The 15,477-nt window shown below is 64.3% G+C and carries 15 protein-coding genes; 12 read left to right on the top strand and 3 right to left on the bottom strand.

Features of this window, described 5'->3' with window-relative positions; genetic code table 11:
* Positions 1-187 precede the first annotated feature (187 nt).
* The 12 genes from F757_RS0106365 (at position 188) to F757_RS0106425 (ending at position 13,924) form a co-directional block, all read left to right on the top strand.
* The gene (locus F757_RS0106365; RefSeq protein ID WP_027210679.1) at positions 188-1,138 is read left to right on the top strand and encodes a CheR family methyltransferase; all 951 of its coding nucleotides are present in this window, start codon (positions 188-190) and stop codon (positions 1,136-1,138) included.
* A complete protein-coding gene (cheD, locus tag F757_RS0106370; RefSeq protein WP_027210680.1) occupies positions 1,135-1,980 on the top strand; it encodes a chemoreceptor glutamine deamidase CheD in 846 nt (281 codons plus the stop codon). Before F757_RS0106365 ends, cheD begins: the two co-directional genes overlap by 4 nt.
* A 5-nt stretch (positions 1,981-1,985) precedes the next feature.
* Positions 1,986-3,074, top strand: a complete 1,089-nt coding sequence (locus F757_RS0106375; RefSeq protein ID WP_027210681.1) for a protein-glutamate methylesterase/protein-glutamine glutaminase — start codon at positions 1,986-1,988, stop codon at positions 3,072-3,074.
* A gap of 59 nt (positions 3,075-3,133) precedes the next feature.
* Positions 3,134-3,529: a chemotaxis response regulator CheY gene (cheY, locus tag F757_RS0106380; protein WP_027210682.1), complete on the top strand. Its 396-nt coding sequence runs from the start codon at positions 3,134-3,136 to the stop codon at positions 3,527-3,529.
* 1 nt (position 3,530) lies between these two features.
* Positions 3,531-4,241, top strand: a complete 711-nt coding sequence (gene cheZ, locus F757_RS0106385) for a protein phosphatase CheZ (RefSeq protein WP_027210683.1) — start codon at positions 3,531-3,533, stop codon at positions 4,239-4,241.
* A 261-nt stretch (positions 4,242-4,502) separates the two neighbouring features.
* Positions 4,503-5,045, top strand: a complete 543-nt coding sequence (locus F757_RS0106390; RefSeq protein ID WP_027210684.1) for a DUF2844 domain-containing protein — start codon at positions 4,503-4,505, stop codon at positions 5,043-5,045.
* Positions 5,046-5,060: 15 nt separating this feature from the next.
* Positions 5,061-6,404, top strand: coding sequence for a DUF3443 domain-containing protein (locus tag F757_RS0106395; RefSeq protein ID WP_027210685.1), 1,344 nt, complete (start codon positions 5,061-5,063; stop codon positions 6,402-6,404).
* A gap of 219 nt (positions 6,405-6,623) precedes the next feature.
* Positions 6,624-7,829: a flagellar biosynthesis protein FlhB gene (flhB, locus tag F757_RS0106400; protein WP_027210686.1), complete on the top strand. Its 1,206-nt coding sequence runs from the start codon at positions 6,624-6,626 to the stop codon at positions 7,827-7,829.
* Positions 7,826-9,928: a flagellar biosynthesis protein FlhA gene (gene flhA / locus F757_RS0106405; protein ID WP_027210687.1), complete on the top strand. Its 2,103-nt coding sequence runs from the start codon at positions 7,826-7,828 to the stop codon at positions 9,926-9,928. The genes flhB and flhA overlap by 4 nt, the downstream gene beginning before the upstream one ends.
* A gap of 361 nt (positions 9,929-10,289) precedes the next feature.
* The gene (gene flhF / locus F757_RS0106415) at positions 10,290-12,299 is read left to right on the top strand and encodes a flagellar biosynthesis protein FlhF (protein ID WP_027210688.1); all 2,010 of its coding nucleotides are present in this window, start codon (positions 10,290-10,292) and stop codon (positions 12,297-12,299) included.
* Entirely contained in the window at positions 12,292-13,161 is an 870-nt protein-coding gene (locus F757_RS0106420) for a flagellar biosynthesis protein FlhG (protein ID WP_027210689.1), read from the top strand. Before flhF ends, F757_RS0106420 begins: the two co-directional genes overlap by 8 nt.
* 28 nt (positions 13,162-13,189) lie before the next feature.
* Positions 13,190-13,924: an RNA polymerase sigma factor FliA gene (locus F757_RS0106425; RefSeq protein ID WP_015004008.1), complete on the top strand. Its 735-nt coding sequence runs from the start codon at positions 13,190-13,192 to the stop codon at positions 13,922-13,924.
* Between the two features lie 103 nt (positions 13,925-14,027).
* Here the strand turns inward: F757_RS0106425 and F757_RS0106430 are convergent, their stop codons facing one another.
* The 3 genes from F757_RS0106430 to F757_RS0106440 all read right to left on the bottom strand — a co-directional run bounded on the left by F757_RS0106430 (position 14,028) and on the right by F757_RS0106440 (position 15,456).
* Positions 14,028-14,438 carry a type II toxin-antitoxin system HicB family antitoxin gene (locus F757_RS0106430; protein WP_013340849.1) on the bottom strand — a complete coding sequence of 137 codons (411 nt, stop codon included), beginning with the start codon at positions 14,436-14,438 and terminating at the stop codon, positions 14,028-14,030.
* Positions 14,435-14,617, bottom strand: coding sequence for a type II toxin-antitoxin system HicA family toxin (locus F757_RS0106435; protein ID WP_027210690.1), 183 nt, complete (start codon positions 14,615-14,617; stop codon positions 14,435-14,437). Before F757_RS0106435 ends, F757_RS0106430 begins: the two co-directional genes overlap by 4 nt.
* A gap of 392 nt (positions 14,618-15,009) precedes the next feature.
* On the bottom strand, positions 15,010-15,456 hold the full coding sequence (locus F757_RS0106440; RefSeq protein WP_027210691.1) for a flagella synthesis protein FlgN: 447 nt from the start codon (positions 15,454-15,456) through the stop codon (positions 15,010-15,012).
* Positions 15,457-15,477 lie beyond the last annotated feature (21 nt).

Consider the following 15,477-nt stretch of genomic DNA (forward strand, 5'->3'; position numbering starts at 1 on the left):
ACATGCAGTCATTCGGTATCTCGCGGCTCGTGGCGCGAATCATCGAAGCACGTCCGGGCGGCGTGTCGCGGGCCGACTGCATGGTGGCGCAACGTGCGGGCGGGCGCGACCCCGTACAAACAATCCCTTGCTCGCCGGCGCTGTCGTCGGGCAGGCGTGATGGCTCGTATCGCAGGCAGGAACTTCCATGATGGCAACGCGCGCACAGCAACGCACCGACCGGGCGGACCCAATCAGGTCTGGCGAACAGGGACGTGATTTCGAATTCACCTCCGCGGATTTCACTCGCATTCGCGAACTGATTCACCGCAGCGCCGGCATTTCCCTTTCCGATCACAAGCGCGACATGGCGTATAGCCGCCTTGCGCGCAGGCTGCGCGCCCGCGGCCTCGATTCGTTCAGGCAGTATCTGGATCTGCTCGAAGCGGAGAACGATCCTGCCGAGTGGGAAGCGTTCACCAATGCGCTGACCACGAACCTGACCGCATTCTTTCGCGAGGCGCACCACTTTCCGATTCTCGCCGACTTCGTGGCGCGCCGCGCGCAGCCGGTTTCCGTCTGGTGCTCGGCGGCCTCGACCGGCGAAGAGCCGTATTCGATCGCAATGACGCTGATCGAAGCGCTCGGCGAAAGCGCCGCGCGCCAGGCCACGGTGCTTGCCACCGACATCGACACGCAGGTGCTCGCCAAGGCCGAAGCGGGCATGTATCAGTTCGATCAGGTCAAGCACCTGTCGCAGGAACGGCTCAAGCGCTTTTTCCTTAAAGGCACCGGCCCGCACGCGGGCATGGTCAAGGTGCGGCCGCAAGTGCGCGCGATGGTGCGCTTCGAGCAGTTGAACCTGACCGACCGCGATTACCAGTTGCGCACGCAGTTCGACGCGATCTTCTGCCGCAACGTAATGATCTATTTCGACAAGCCGACGCAAGCGCAGGTGCTCGGGCGCTTCGAGCCGCTCATGAAGTCGGGCGGCCTGCTGTTCGCCGGTCACTCGGAGAACTTCACGTACGTCACGCAGGCGTTCAGGCTGCGCGGCCAGACGGTTTACGAACTGACACGCGACGTCGCCGGGGCGCGCGCGCCGGCGCGTGCAGCGGCGAGTGCGAGCAGCACGCCGACGAGCGGGGTGACGGTATGAGCAGTGCCTTGCCTATTGCAACCAATCTCTACTACGACAACCACTTCCAGCGCCCCGGCGTGAAGCTGTTGCCCAACGAGTTCTACACCACGCATGACGACATGGTGCTCGTCACCGTGCTCGGCTCGTGCGTCGCGGCCTGCATTCAGGACCGCACGGCAGGCATTGGCGGCATGAACCACTTCATGCTGCCCGACGACGGGGCCGAAGTCGGCCAGCCGGCATCCGATTCGATGCGCTACGGCGCCTACGCGATGGAAGTGCTGATCAACGAACTGATCAAGGCCGGCGGCCGGCGCGACCGTTTCGAAGCGAAGGTGTTTGGCGGCGGCGCGGTGCTCGCGGGCATGACGACCATTAACATTGGCGATCGCAACTCGGAATTCGTGCGCCGTTATCTCGCGCTCGAAAAAATCCGCATCGTCGCTGAGGATTTGCAGGGCTCGCACCCGCGCAAGGTCGCGTTCATGCCGCGCACGGGTCAGGTGATGGTGAAGAAGCTGCGCTTGCAGCAGGATCCGGGCGTCGCCGAGCGCGAACAGGCGCTGGTGCGCCAGAGCGCGGAAGCGCGCGCCGAGCGGCTTGCCGCCGCGAGAAAACGGGTCGAGCTGTTCGCGGCCCCGGCGGCTGCGCGGCCAAAGGTGGAGCTGTTCGGTTCCTCCACGGGCGCGGCGAAGCCGAAGGTGGAGCTATTCGGGTCGACAGGAGGCGCCGCGAACGGTGGCGCGGGCGGCACGGGCGGCAGCGCGACCACGGGCGCTGCGAAGTCGCGCATCGAACTGTTCAACTCCACCGCGCGTCCCATCAATTCAAACAACGCCAGAACCGCAGAGGAGGCGTGAGCGCTGTGCAAAAGATCAAAGTATTGTGTGTCGACGATTCGGCGCTGATCCGCAGCCTGATGACCGAGATCATCAATAGCCAGCCGGACATGACCGTCGTCGCGACCGCGCCCGACCCGCTCGTCGCGCGTGAGCTCATCAAGCAGCACAACCCGGACGTGTTGACGCTCGACGTCGAAATGCCGCGCATGGACGGCCTCGACTTTCTGGAGAAGCTGATGCGCCTGCGGCCGATGCCGGTCGTAATGGTCTCGTCGCTGACCGAGCGCGGCAACGAAATTACGCTGCGTGCGCTGGAACTGGGCGCAGTGGACTTCGTCACCAAGCCGAAGGTCGGCATTCGCGACGGCATGCTCGATTACTCGGAAAAGCTCGCTGACAAGATTCGCGCCGCGGCGCGCGCACGCGTGCGCCAGGCGGCGCCTGTACAGCATGCGCCCGCAGCGGGCGCGCATGCGCCGGTCGGCGCGGCGCCGCTCTTCAACAATCCGCTGCTGAGTACCGAGAAGCTGATCATCGTCGGCGCGTCGACGGGGGGCACCGAAGCGATCCGCGAAGTGCTCGTGCCGCTGCCGCCGGACGCGCCTGCCGTGCTCATCGCGCAGCACATGCCGCCCGGTTTCACAAAATCTTTTGCGCAACGCCTCAATGGTTTGTGCCGGATTACCGTTAAAGAAGCTGAGCACGGCGAACGCGTACTGCCGGGACATGCGTATATCGCGCCCGGCCACGCTCACCTGCTGCTTGCCCGCAGCGGCGCGAACTACATCGCGCATCTGTCGGACGATCCGCCGGTGAACCGGCATCGTCCTTCGGTTGACGTGCTGTTCCGCTCGGCCGCGCAGCACGCGGGCAAGAACGCGGTCGGAGTGATCCTGACCGGCATGGGGCGCGACGGCGCCGCAGGTCTGCTGGAAATGAAGAAGGCAGGGGCTTACACCCTTGCGCAGGACGAAGCGAGCTGTATCGTGTTCGGCATGCCGCGCGAGGCGATTGCGCTGGGCGCGGCCGACGAAATCGCGTCGCTGCCGGACATGAGCCGGCGCGTGATGGCGCGTCTTGCGTCGATGGGCGATCGGGTTCAGCGCGTATGATGCGCCGTTCGGATTGAAGCGGTCATACGCCGCACAGTGAATCAAGTAAAGGGAATCAAATGGATAAGGCAATGAAGTTTCTGGTGGTGGACGACTTTCCGACAATGCGCCGGATCGTTCGCAACCTTCTAAAGGAGCTGGGCTACGGCAACGTCGACGAAGCCGAAGACGGCCAGGCCGGTCTCTCGCGTCTGCGCGGCGGTACGTACGACTTCGTGATCTCCGACTGGAACATGCCGAACCTCGACGGTCTCGCCATGCTCAAGGAAATCCGCGCCGACGCAAACCTCAAGCACCTGCCGGTGCTGATGGTGACGGCCGAGTCCAAGAAGGAAAACATCATCGCGGCGGCTCAGGCAGGCGCGAGCGGTTATGTCGTCAAGCCGTTCACGGCTGCGACGCTGGACGAGAAGCTCAACAAGATTCTCGAGAAGATGGCCAAAACCGGGAGCTGATGTGAACCTGCCGACCGAAGCGCCTAGCACCGAAGCGGTCAACGAGAGCGGCGACTTCGCGTCAGACCGCATTCTCGCCCGTATTGGACAACTGACACGCACGCTGCGTGACTCGATGCGCGAGCTCGGGCTCGACAAGCACGTCGAGCGCGCGGCGGAAGCCGTACCCGATGCACGCGACCGTCTGAAGTACATCGCGAACATGACCGAGCAGGCCGCCGAGCGCGTGCTGTCCTCGATCGACATCGCGAAACCCATTCAGGAGCAGTTGCAGAAAGACGCCGGTGAACTCGACGCGCGTTGGGAGCAATGGTACGCAGCGCCGATCGAGCGCGCTGAAGTGCGCGCGCTGATGAACGACACGCGCGAGTTTCTGCGCGGCGTGCCCGAGGCGACCACCGCGACCAATTCGCAGCTCATGGAGATCATGCTGGCGCAGGACTTCCAGGATCTGACCGGCCAGGTGATCAAGAAGATCACCGACGTCGTGTATCTGATCGAGCAGCAATTGCTTGGCGTGCTGGTCGAGAACATCGCGCTCGAACGGCGCGAGCAGTTCGCGGCGCACGCCGCGGCGCTGGTAGCCGAAGCGTCGCCGACCGGCAGCCCCGAGCATCTGCTGAACGGTCCGCAGATCAATCCGGAAGGCAAGACGGATGTGATGCAGGATCAATCGCAGGTCGACGATCTGCTCGCGAGCCTCGGTTTCTGAGCGGTCCGCGCCCTTGCGGCGCGCGGCCGGATCAGTGTGCGTAGCAAGTCGCGCTCCCGGGCCGGAGTGCTGTCTATCGACGCAAATGCAGGCATACTGCAAGGTCAACGAGGGGCGCGGCAGAAGGTGAACGCTATCACCAGGGCTGGCAAAACGAGGTTTTCGTCGAATTTGCGGCCTGCTCCGTGTCCTATGATTTGCCTACATGCAGCCGGTCAGCACGCAGTGTGCGCCGCGCGGCAGCCAGGGAGGAATGTCGATATGTGGAGTCACGTACGCCGCGCCGGTCGGGTCACGGCGCTTGTGTTGCCCTTTGTTTTACCCGGTTCGTTTTCCACGGTGCAGTCCGCTCACGCGGCACTCGGCGGCGCGCCCATGACGCCGCCCGCAGACGCATCGGTCTCGTCGCGCACCCTGCATCCTTCCAGCGCCGTGTTGCGTTCTGCATCGGGTGCGGCGTCTTCCGCTTCGGCTTCCACCACGGCCGCGTACACCGTTCGTCAAACCACGCTCGGCAACGGCACGGTGGTGCGCGAGTATCTCGCGGCCGACGGCAGCGTGTTCGGCATTGCGTGGAACGGCCCGCAAATGCCCGATCTGAATGAAATGCTCGGCAGTTACTTTCCGCAGTATGTCGCGGGTGTGAAGGCAGCGCGCGCGGCGCGCGGCGGCGCTCGCGGGCCCGTCGCGGTCGACCAGAACAGCCTCGTCGTGCAGTCCGGCGGTCATATGGGCGCTTTCAGCGGCCGCGCGTGGCTGCCGCCCGCGCTGCCCGCGGGCGTCAGCGGCTCCGACATTCAGTAACGGCGAGGACGAACGATGCACACCATGCAAATTGCAAAGAAACTCAAGGACTGGACGCAGGTTGCGGCAACCGTCGTGCTCGTGTCAGCGCTTGCCGCGTGCGGCGGCGGTGGCGGGGACAGCGGCGGCTCGACGTCCACGAGCGGTTCCACGGGCGGGTCGACCAGTGGTTCGACCAGCGGCAGCTCCTCGAGCAGCTCGTTGCCGGCGAGCCCCACGCAACAGCCGATCGCGGCAACCGCCGCGAACACGGTGGCAATCACGGTCGGCCACGGCGTGACCGGCGTCATCAACATTCCCACGATCAGCGTGACGGTTTGCGTGCCCAACACCACGACCTGTCAGACCATCGACAACATTCAGGTGGACACGGGTTCGTTCGGGCTGCGTATTGTCAATTCGGCGCTCAATTCGACCATGCAGGCGGGGCTGGTGCCGAGCACCTCGACAACCGGCGGCCAGCTCGCCGAATGCGCGACTTTCGCCGACGGCTACACGTGGGGCACCGTGCGTACCGCGACCGTGACGATCGGCGGCGAGACCACGACAGCGGCCGTGCCGTTGCAGATTATCGGCGACAAGGACGCGAGCACCACACCAACGTCCGGCTGCGGCAGCGGCTCCGCTGAGAACACGGCGAGCGATCTGGGCGCAAACGGCATTATCGGCATCGGGACGGCGCTTTATGACTGCGGTTCGACCTGCGCGAACGCGTCGACTGCTGCGACCTACAGCAACTACTTCTCGTGCCCGGGCGGCACCGGCTGCACGCGTGCCACGGTTCCGCTCGCGAGCCAGGTGGCCAACCCGGTCGCGAAGTTCCCGGTCGACAACAACGGCGTGATCGTACAGATGCCGCCCATCGGCAATAACGGCGCAGCCTCGGCCACCGGCACGCTGGTGTTCGGCATCGGCACGCAGTCGAACAATGGGCTGGGGTCCGCGCAGACCTTGACCACCGACGCCTATGGCGACCTCACCAACAGCGTGTTCAACGGCAGCACGACCACGGCGTTCCTGGATTCGGGCTCGAACGGCTATTTCTTCAACGATAGCTCGCTCACGCTATGCGGCAGCAACTTCTCGGGCTTCTATTGCCCGTCCACGCCGCAGACCCGCTCCATTACGCTGGTGGGCGCAAACAGCGTCAAGACGACGGCCAATATCGGCATCATGAGTGCGTCTACGCTCTTTAACAGCGGCAACAACTACGCGTTCAACGACCTCGCCGGCCAGCTTGGCGGTCTCGCCGCGTTCGACCTCGGCTTGCCGTTCTTCTACGGGCGCCATGTCTATCACGGCTTCGACCTGCGCCCCAACGGCGGCAGCCAGGCCCCGTTCGTGGCTTACGCCAGCTGATCCGCGGCAACGCGCTAACTGAGCGCTAAGCCACAACGCCCGCGCGAAACTGCGCGGGCGTTGTTTTTTTGCGGCGGCGCGCGGCCTTTCGCGCCGCTTGCCGATCCGCCGAAAAGCCCCCGTTTCTCCTTCCTTATCCGCCGATCGGCACTTGCGCCGAGCGGGAATAATCGCTCTCACTGGAAAGAGGCGCTGTGCCTCGCCCACCTGGAGAGCTTTGTGGCAGAGGAAAGCGACCTCGAAAAAACCGAATCAGCCACCCCCCGGCGCCTGGAGAAGGCGCGCGAGGAGGGGCAGATCGCGCGTTCGCGGGAGCTGTCGACGTTCGCGCTGCTCGCGGCCGGCTTTTTCGGCGTATGGGCCATGTCGGGCAGCATTGGTCAGCATTTGCAGGACATGCTGCGCACGGCCTTTACGTTCGACCATGCCACCGTTTTCGAAACGCGCCGCATGATGACCGGCGCCGGTACGGCGAGCCGCGAAGGCCTCTACGCATTGCTGCCGATTCTCGCGCTGACCGGCGCGGCGGCATTGCTCGCGCCGATGGCGCTGGGCGGCTGGCAACTGTCGACCAAAGGGCTCGAGCCCAAGTTCGATCGCCTCAATCCGATCGCCGGCCTCGGCAAGGTATTTTCGATCAACGGACCGGTCCAGCTCGTCATGTCGATCGCGAAAACGCTGGTGGTGGGCATCATCGGCGGCACGGCAATCTGGAATCGTCGCGAGGAAATTCTCGCGCTCGCCACGCAGCCGCTGCACCTCGCGCTCGCCAACACCGTGCATCTGATCGCCGTGTGCTGCGGGATGACGGTGGCGGGCATGTTCGTGGTCGCCGCGCTGGACGTGCCGTATCAGCTCTGGCAATTCCATAAGAAACTGCGCATGAGCAAGGAAGAAGTGAAGCGCGAGCATCGCGAAAGCGAAGGCGATCCGCACGTGAAAGGCCGGATTCGCCAGCAGCAGCGCGCGATTGCCCGCCGCCGCATGATGACCCAGGTGCCCAAGGCCGACGTGGTGGTCACGAACCCGACGCACTTCGCAGTCGCGTTGCAGTACACGGACGGCGAAATGCGTGCTCCGAAGGTGGTCGCCAAGGGCGTGAACCTCGTGGCCGTGCGGATTCGCGAGCTTGCCGCCGAGAACAACGTGCCGCTGCTGGAAGCGCCGCCGCTTGCGCGTGCGCTCTATCACAACGTCGAGATCAACCGCGAGATTCCCGGCCAGTTGTATGGCGCGGTCGCGGAAGTGCTCGCGTGGGTGTACCAGTTGCGGCGCTTCAAAACCGAAGGTGGCACGGCGCCGGTCGCACCGACCGGGCTCGACGTGCCCGCGGAACTCGACAAGGGCGGTGTGTCCGATCAGGAAGCCGATCAGGAAGCCGCCGATACGCTTAACCCTGCTAACGATGACGGAGCCTCCGCATGAACGCTCGCGCCGGTTTCCTCGCTCGACGGCCCGATGCCCTGAGCAGCACCAATTTGCGCGCCCTAGCCGGCCCGGTGCTGATCTGCATGATCCTCGGCATGATGATCTTGCCGTTGCCGCCGTTCCTGCTGGATCTGCTGTTTACCTTCAACATCGCGCTTTCGGTGATGGTGCTGCTCGTCAGCATGTACACCATGAAGCCGCTGGACTTCGCGGCTTTCCCGAGCGTGCTGCTGTTCTCGACCTTGCTGCGGCTCTCGCTGAACGTTGCGTCCACGCGTGTCGTGCTGCTCGAAGGCCACACTGGTCCCGACGCCGCGGGCCAGGTGATCGAGTCGTTCGGCCACTTCCTCGTGGGCGGCAACTTCGCGGTCGGTATCGTCGTCTTTATCATTTTGATGGTGATCAACTTCATGGTGATCACCAAGGGCGCGGGGCGGATCGCGGAAGTGTCCGCGCGCTTCACGCTCGACGCGATGCCCGGCAAGCAGATGGCGATCGACGCCGACCTGAACGCCGGCCTCATCAACGAAGAACAGGCGCGCAAGCGTCGCGCTGAAGTCTCGCAGGAAGCCGAGTTCTACGGCTCGATGGACGGTGCGAGCAAGTTCGTGCGCGGCGATGCGATTGCCGGCCTGCTGATCATGGTGATCAACATCTTCGGCGGACTGATCGTCGGGATGGTTCAGCACGGCATGGACTTCGCGTCCGCGGGCAAGAACTACACGCTGCTCACCATCGGCGACGGCCTCGTCGCGCAGATTCCGTCGCTCGTCATTTCGACGGCTGCCGGTGTGATCGTGTCGCGTGTCGCGACCAACGAAGACATCGGCACGCAGCTCACCGGGCAGCTCTTCACGAATCCGCGCGTGCTGATGATTACCGGCTGCATTCTGGTCCTGATGGGCCTGATTCCCGGCATGCCGCATTTCGCGTTTCTGATTCTGGGCGGCGGTCTGATCCAGCTCGGCCGCACCATGAAAAAGCGCGCCGAAGAACGCAAGAACACCACGGCGCTCGTGGATGTCGCGCCGGCCGCGGTTGCACCGGTCGAAAACACGGAAGCAAGCTGGGACGACGTGACGATGATCGACACGCTCGGGCTGGAAGTCGGCTACAGGCTGATTCCGCTCGTCGACAAGAACTCGGACGGCGAGCTGCTCAAGCGGATCAAGAGCATCCGCAAGAAGTTCGCGCAGGAAATTGGCTTCCTGCCGCCTGTCATCCATATTCGCGACAATCTCGAGTTGCGCCCGAACGGTTATCGCATTGCGTTGAAGGGCGTGGAAGTGGGCGTGGGCGAAGCGTATCCGGGCCAATGGCTCGCAATTAACCCAGGCCAGGTGTCGGCCGCGCTGCCAGGCACGCCGACGCAGGACCCGGCGTTCGGTCTGCCCGCAATCTGGATCGATACGAATCTGCGCGAACAGGCGCAGGTGTACGGCTACACCGTGGTGGATTCGAGCACCGTGGTCGCAACGCACCTGAATCACCTCGTGGTCACGCATGCGTCCGAACTGCTCGGGCGTCGCGAAGTGCAGGCGCTGCTCGAGCGGATGCAGAAAGATACGCCGTCGCTCGTCGACGATCTGGTGCCGAAGACGCTGCCGCTCACCACGCTGCAAAAGGTGCTGCAGAACCTGCTGGAAGAAGGCGTGCCGATCCGCGACCTGCGCACCATTCTCGAAGCGCTCTCCGAGCACACGCCGAAGCTCAGCGACCCGCACGATCTGACCGCCGCCGTGCGGCTTGCACTGGGCCGCGCGATCACGCAGCAGTGGTTCCCGGGCACCGGCGACATGCAGGTGATGGGCCTCGACTCGAATCTGGAACGCGTGCTCTCGCAGGCACTGTCCACCGGCTCCAACCCCGGCCTCGAGCCTGGCCTCGCGCATACGCTGATGACCGAGACACAGAAGGCGATGAGCCGTCAGCAGAACATGGGCCTCGCGCCGGTGCTGCTCGTGCAGCACGCATTGCGGCCGATGCTCGCGCGCTTCCTGCGCCGCAGCCTGCCGCAGCTCAAGGTGCTGTCGTATGCGGAAGTGCCGGACACGCGCAACATCAAGGTGGTGAATCTGATCGGCGCGCATGGTTGAAGCACAACGGCAAGCGCTGCGCTTGCCATGCGTATGACGAGTGGACGAGTGAACCCACATTCCACAGATTTGCCGGCGCCCGAGGGCGCCGGTTTTCATTTGCGCGCCTCGTTTTTGCATCGCGCGGCTACTCATTGATTCATGTCGCGCTCGCGGCGGCCGCCCGCATTCGCGTGGAGTCGGGCGGCATGTTCCTCCGCCGCCGCGAACGTAGCTGACGGCCAGCCTCCATCGTTCGAATTACCCACGTTTCCCGGCCTTTATCCACCGATCGTCGGTCGACGGGTTTCGCAATAATGATCTCAATGGGAAGCGGTGTGTTGCCGGTCCGTCAGTCCGTATACCTCATCGGGGGTCCAGCTTGAACATTCGTAAATTTATAGGTGCCACCAGTCGCGACGCACTGCGTCTTGTGCGCGAAGCGCTGGGCGCGGACGCGGTCGTGCTGTCCAATCGGACAATGGATGACGGCAGTGTCGAAATTGTCGCGTTGGCCGACAGCGACCTTGCGGCGATCACGCCAAAGGCACCGCGCGCGGACACCGGCGCGACGCCTGCCGCATCGACCAGTGCTGCGCTCACGCAGCCCGCATTGGCTGCATCTGCGGCGCCGCGTACGCTCTCCTCCACACAGCCGATGCAGGCGAACCCGTATGCGAGCGGTATGCCCGACGTGTTCTCGTCGGTGTTCGGCGCGAGCCCCGAAGCCGGGACCGAGGCGACGGGCAACGTTGCCGACTCCGCGCTTGCAGCCGGCCACGATACACAGCCTGCCGCCAAGGTGGTTCCGAGCGCGGCCATGAATGCGGCGATGAAGGCAGCGAGACCCTCGGCCGCGCAGACCGAGACCCGCAACAGCGCATTAAGCAGCGTGTCCGGCTCCACGTCGTCCGCTGCAGTTGCGGCAGCGAAGCACGCAGCGGCGCCGCAAGCACCGCAGATTCACGTCGGGCAGCCGAGCGCGCGCGCTGCGGCTGCGCGTCTCACCGAAGACATCCGCGCCGATCTCCTGAAGGCGGCCGGCGTGCCCTCTGCGTCTGCCGCAGCCACCGCCGACATCCACGGGCCGCGCACGCTCGCCGAGTCCAATCCGTGGCTGATCGATCACGCACGACGCATTGCCGCCGAACAGGAACAGCACGGCGACTACCGCGCACGTCCGGCCGCGATGACGCCGGCCGACGCTATGGCGAAGGGCCTTGGCGCCGCCGTCGAGCCGGGCAGGGGTGCGGCAGCGGCTAGCGACAACACGCCGGACTGGGCGCGCGAAGCCGCCCAGGTCGCTGCACGCCGCGCCGCGCAAAAATTCACGCCGACGCCTCCTGCAGCCGACGACGCGCGCACGCCTGCCGCGGTCGCGGAAGCGATCAAGGCGCGCATGGAACAGGTCGTCAAGGAAACCGTGATGAGCGAGCTGTCCTCGCTGCGCGGCATGATGGAAGAACAGTTCGCGGGCCTCATGTGGGGAGACCGGCAGCGCCGCAACCCGGCGCACGGCGCCCTCACCAAGCATCTCTTTGCCGCCGGCTTCTCGGCGCAACTCGTGCAGATGATGGTGGACAACCTGCCCGAGGACGTCGACAACATGGACGACGGCATGGACTGGGTGCGCTCGGTGCTCGCCTCCAATCTGCCCGTCATGGAAGACGAAGACACGCTGATGGAACGCGGCGGCGTGTTCGCGCTGATGGGCCCGACGGGCGTAGGCAAGACCACGACGACCGCCAAGCTCGCCGCGCGCTGCGTGATGCGTTTCGGCGCCAGCAAGGTCGCGCTGCTCACGACCGACAGCTACCGGATCGGCGGCCACGAACAACTGCGCATCTTCGGCAAGATTCTTGGCGTGTCGGTTCACGCGGTGAAAGACAGCGCCGACCTGCAACTCGCCCTCTCCGAATTGCGCAACAAGCACATCGTGCTGATCGACACGATCGGCATGAGCCAGCGCGACCGGCTTGTCTCCGACCAGATCGCGATGCTGAGCCGCGCGGGCCAGCCGGTGCAGCGCCTGTTGCTGCTCAACGCAACGAGCCACGGCGACACGCTCAACGAAGTCGTGCAGGCATATCAGCGCGGACCGGACCAACAGCCGCTCGCCGGCTGCATTCTCACCAAGCTCGACGAAGCCACCAACCTCGGCGGCGTGCTCGATACGGTGATCCGCTACAAGCTGCCGGTGCACTACGTGTCGACCGGTCAGAAGGTGCCTGAGAACCTCTACGTCGCGACCAAACGTTTTCTGATCAAGAGCGCGTTCTGCATTCCACGCGATCACTCGCCGTTCGTCCCGCACGACGACGATGTGCCTGCACTGCTCTCCGCGCTGTCTGCGCGTTCGACCGCTGAACTGCACGAGGTCCGCTTTGGATAAGCTCGTCTCCGATCAGGCAGAAGGACTGCGGCGCCTCCTCGCGCGCAGCGGCTCGCGCGTGATTTCGGTGACGGCGGGCTCGCTGGGTGCGGGCTGTACGTCCACGGTGATCAACCTTGCCGCCGCGCTCGCGCAGCAAGGCAAGGACGTGCTCGTGATCGACGAGTGCGTCGGCGGGAAGTCGGTGAGTGCGCTTGCCGGGAACCTGCGCGACGCCGGCAATTTCGCCGCCTTGATGCGCGGCGAGGCGACGCTCGACGACGCCGCCTCGCGGCATCCGCTCGGTTTCTCGGTGCTGAGTGCCGCACGTGCGCATCGCGAGGGTTATAGCGCGGCGCAGTTCGGCGTGCTGCTGCACGGTCCGGCCGACATCGTGCTGATCGACGCGCAGCTCGACTCACACGGGCATCTGTCCGCGCTCGCCATGCAGGCGCACGACGTGATGATCGTCACACGCATGGCCGCTCAGGCGATCACGGACGCGTATGCCTGCATGAAGCGACTGCACTACGCGCATGCGATCGCGCAGTTTCGCGTGCTGGTGAACCACGTGCAGAGCGTGGAAGACGCCCGCACTGCTTTTGCAAACCTGGCCGGCGTGGCCGGGCGCTACCTCGCGGTGGCGCTGGAAGACGCCGGTTGCATTGCCGCGGATGCGCGGATGGCGCGAGCCGAAGAGTTGTCGCGTTGTGTCGTCGACGCCTTTCCGTCGACACCGGCAGCGCGCGATTTCCGGCACCTCGCAGCCGAATTGCAGTACTGGCCAATGCGGCCAGCGATGTCGTCGCAAACGCCATGGATGGCGCCTGCGACAGTTTCATCGGCGCAACACGCCGACCAACCGTCTGCGCAGCACGCCTGAGAGGCGGCACAAGGACAAGGGGAGCACGATGTATAACGCTCAGGGAAAGATTTCCCAAGCCGATGTTTTGACGAAGTATGCACCGCTCGTGCGTCGCCTCGGCTTGCAGCTCGTTGCCAAAATGCCGGCCAGCGTCGATCTCGACGATCTGATTCAGGCCGGCATGATTGGCCTACTGGATGCCGCGAGCCGCTATAAGGAAGATCAGGGCGCGCAGTTCGAAACCTACGCGAGCCAGCGGATTCGCGGAGCGATGCTCGACGAATTGCGCAGCAACGACTGGTTGCCGCGCAGCTTGCGGCGCACTTCGCGTGAAGTGGAAACGGCCGTGCACAAGGTGGAGCAGAACCTGGGACGCTCGGCGAGCGAAACGGAGATTGCCGAACACCTGCAGATGCCGCTCGACGAGTATCAGTCGATGCTGCAGGATCTGCACGGCAGCCAGCTCATTTACTACGAAGACTTCGACCGTTCGGCGGACGACGAGCCGTTTCTCGACCGCTACTGCGTCGACCACTCGGACCCGCTTTCGGCGCTGCTCGACGAGAGCCTGCGCTCAGCGCTGGTCGAGGCGATCGACCGCTTGCCGGAACGCGAGAAGCTGCTGATGTCGCTCTACTACGAGCGCGGCATGAACCTGCGTGAAATCGGCGCGGTGATGGAAGTCAGCGAGTCGCGTGTATGCCAGTTGCACAGCCAGGCAGTGGCGCGCTTGCGCACGCGCCTGCGCGAAATGGCCTGGGCGAATGCCGAGGCAACCTGAGCGGTGTGCGTTGTGCACCCATGCCACGCAACGCGGTTCAGTTGCGAACGTGGTTGCGCAATGAGTTCGGATGCCGAAGCGGTGGGCGCTGCACGCGCCGATGTCAGGCGTCCGCCATTTCATGCTCGGCTGCCAGCGCAAGAAAAGCCGAACGCGACATGCCGCGCGCCTGCGCGTATTCGTCGATGTCGTGCACCAGCGCCTCCGGTAACGAGATGTTGATGCGCACCGCTTTTTTCAGCGCGGGAATGTTGCGGGTTGTCACGAAGCCCCATGTGAAACCCGCGTAGTCAGGATTACGCCGATGCTCGTCTAGCGTCAGCCTTTCGGGAATCGGCAAACCTTCGTCGAGCAGCGTGTCCAGATGCGCCTCGATTGCCTCTTTCGCGTTCGCGTAAGCCTCCTCCAGCGTATCTCCCGCCGAGTGACAGCCGGGAATATCCGGCACGATGACGCCGAACGCGTGCTGCGCGTCGCCCGGCTCGATTGCGATCGGAAAGATCAGGTTTTTCATTTCGGTCCTGCCTGTTTCAAGATGCTGTTCAGCATGCCGGGCGGGAGGTCCCGCTTGGGGTGAGGGATGGTCACGAGCCCGGCTTTCAATGCGTGCCGGAAATGATGATGACTGCCCGATATGCGCACGAGCCTCCAACCGTCCGCCTGAATCAGTTTGACGACCTCGCCACTGTTCATTTTGCACTCCCCGTAATATACACACGATTACACAACTCCGCTAAAGAGATTTCACCGCCTCGCGCGCGACGCTGCCGAAACTGGGCGCAACGGCGCACGCACGCCGCGGGAAACGTCATGGAAAAGAGAAGATTTGAACGCGGAAGGCTGGCTTAGCGCCACCTGGCCAGATGGCCAGTCATGAGGAAGTGAGAGAAGGCGAATGACCGACAGCCGCGCGGCGGGCGGAAACGAAAAGGGGTTCGTCGTGGCGACGAACCCCTTGTTCAGTGGTGCTTCGGTTCGAGTACTCGAGACTCAGGCTCGAGTTTCAGCGCTTGCGTTTCAGCGCTTGCGTTTCAGCGCTTGCGTTTCAGCGCTCGAGTTTCAGCACGGCAGCGTTTGACCTGCTATCAAACCGCGACACGCGCGGGAATCCGCCCGTCTGGTCCATAAAAGCCGGCCTTTTGCGGCATCACGACCTGCAACGCCGCCAGGGCCCGCTGGTTGTAATCCATGCGCACGCGAATCAGTTCACCATTGCTCGTGTTCGAACGGCGCGCGCGCTCGGCGGCTTTTTGCAGCAGCGACCATTGCTCAGCAATGCGCTCGTCGGTGCTGGCTGCGAGCTCCATGCCGGCCCAGCCGGCCGGAAAACCCATGCCGGCGAGCAGTTCGTCGCGGCGCGTTTCAAGCTGGGCGAGCTCGCCGATCAGCTCGGTCTTTTTCTCGATCACCGACGGCAGCAGCTCGACCGGCGACAAGGCGGTCAGCGCCTTGGTCTCGAGCGTCAGTACCGACGCAAACGCCTCGACGGCGGAATACTCTTCGGAGAGGGTGGCAAGCAGGGCGTCTTTCATCTCAACAACTCGCTGGAAACG

Origin of the sequence: Burkholderia sp. WSM2232 (genome assembly GCF_000472545.1) — a bacterium.
Taxonomy (GTDB): Bacteria; Pseudomonadota; Gammaproteobacteria; order Burkholderiales; family Burkholderiaceae; genus Paraburkholderia.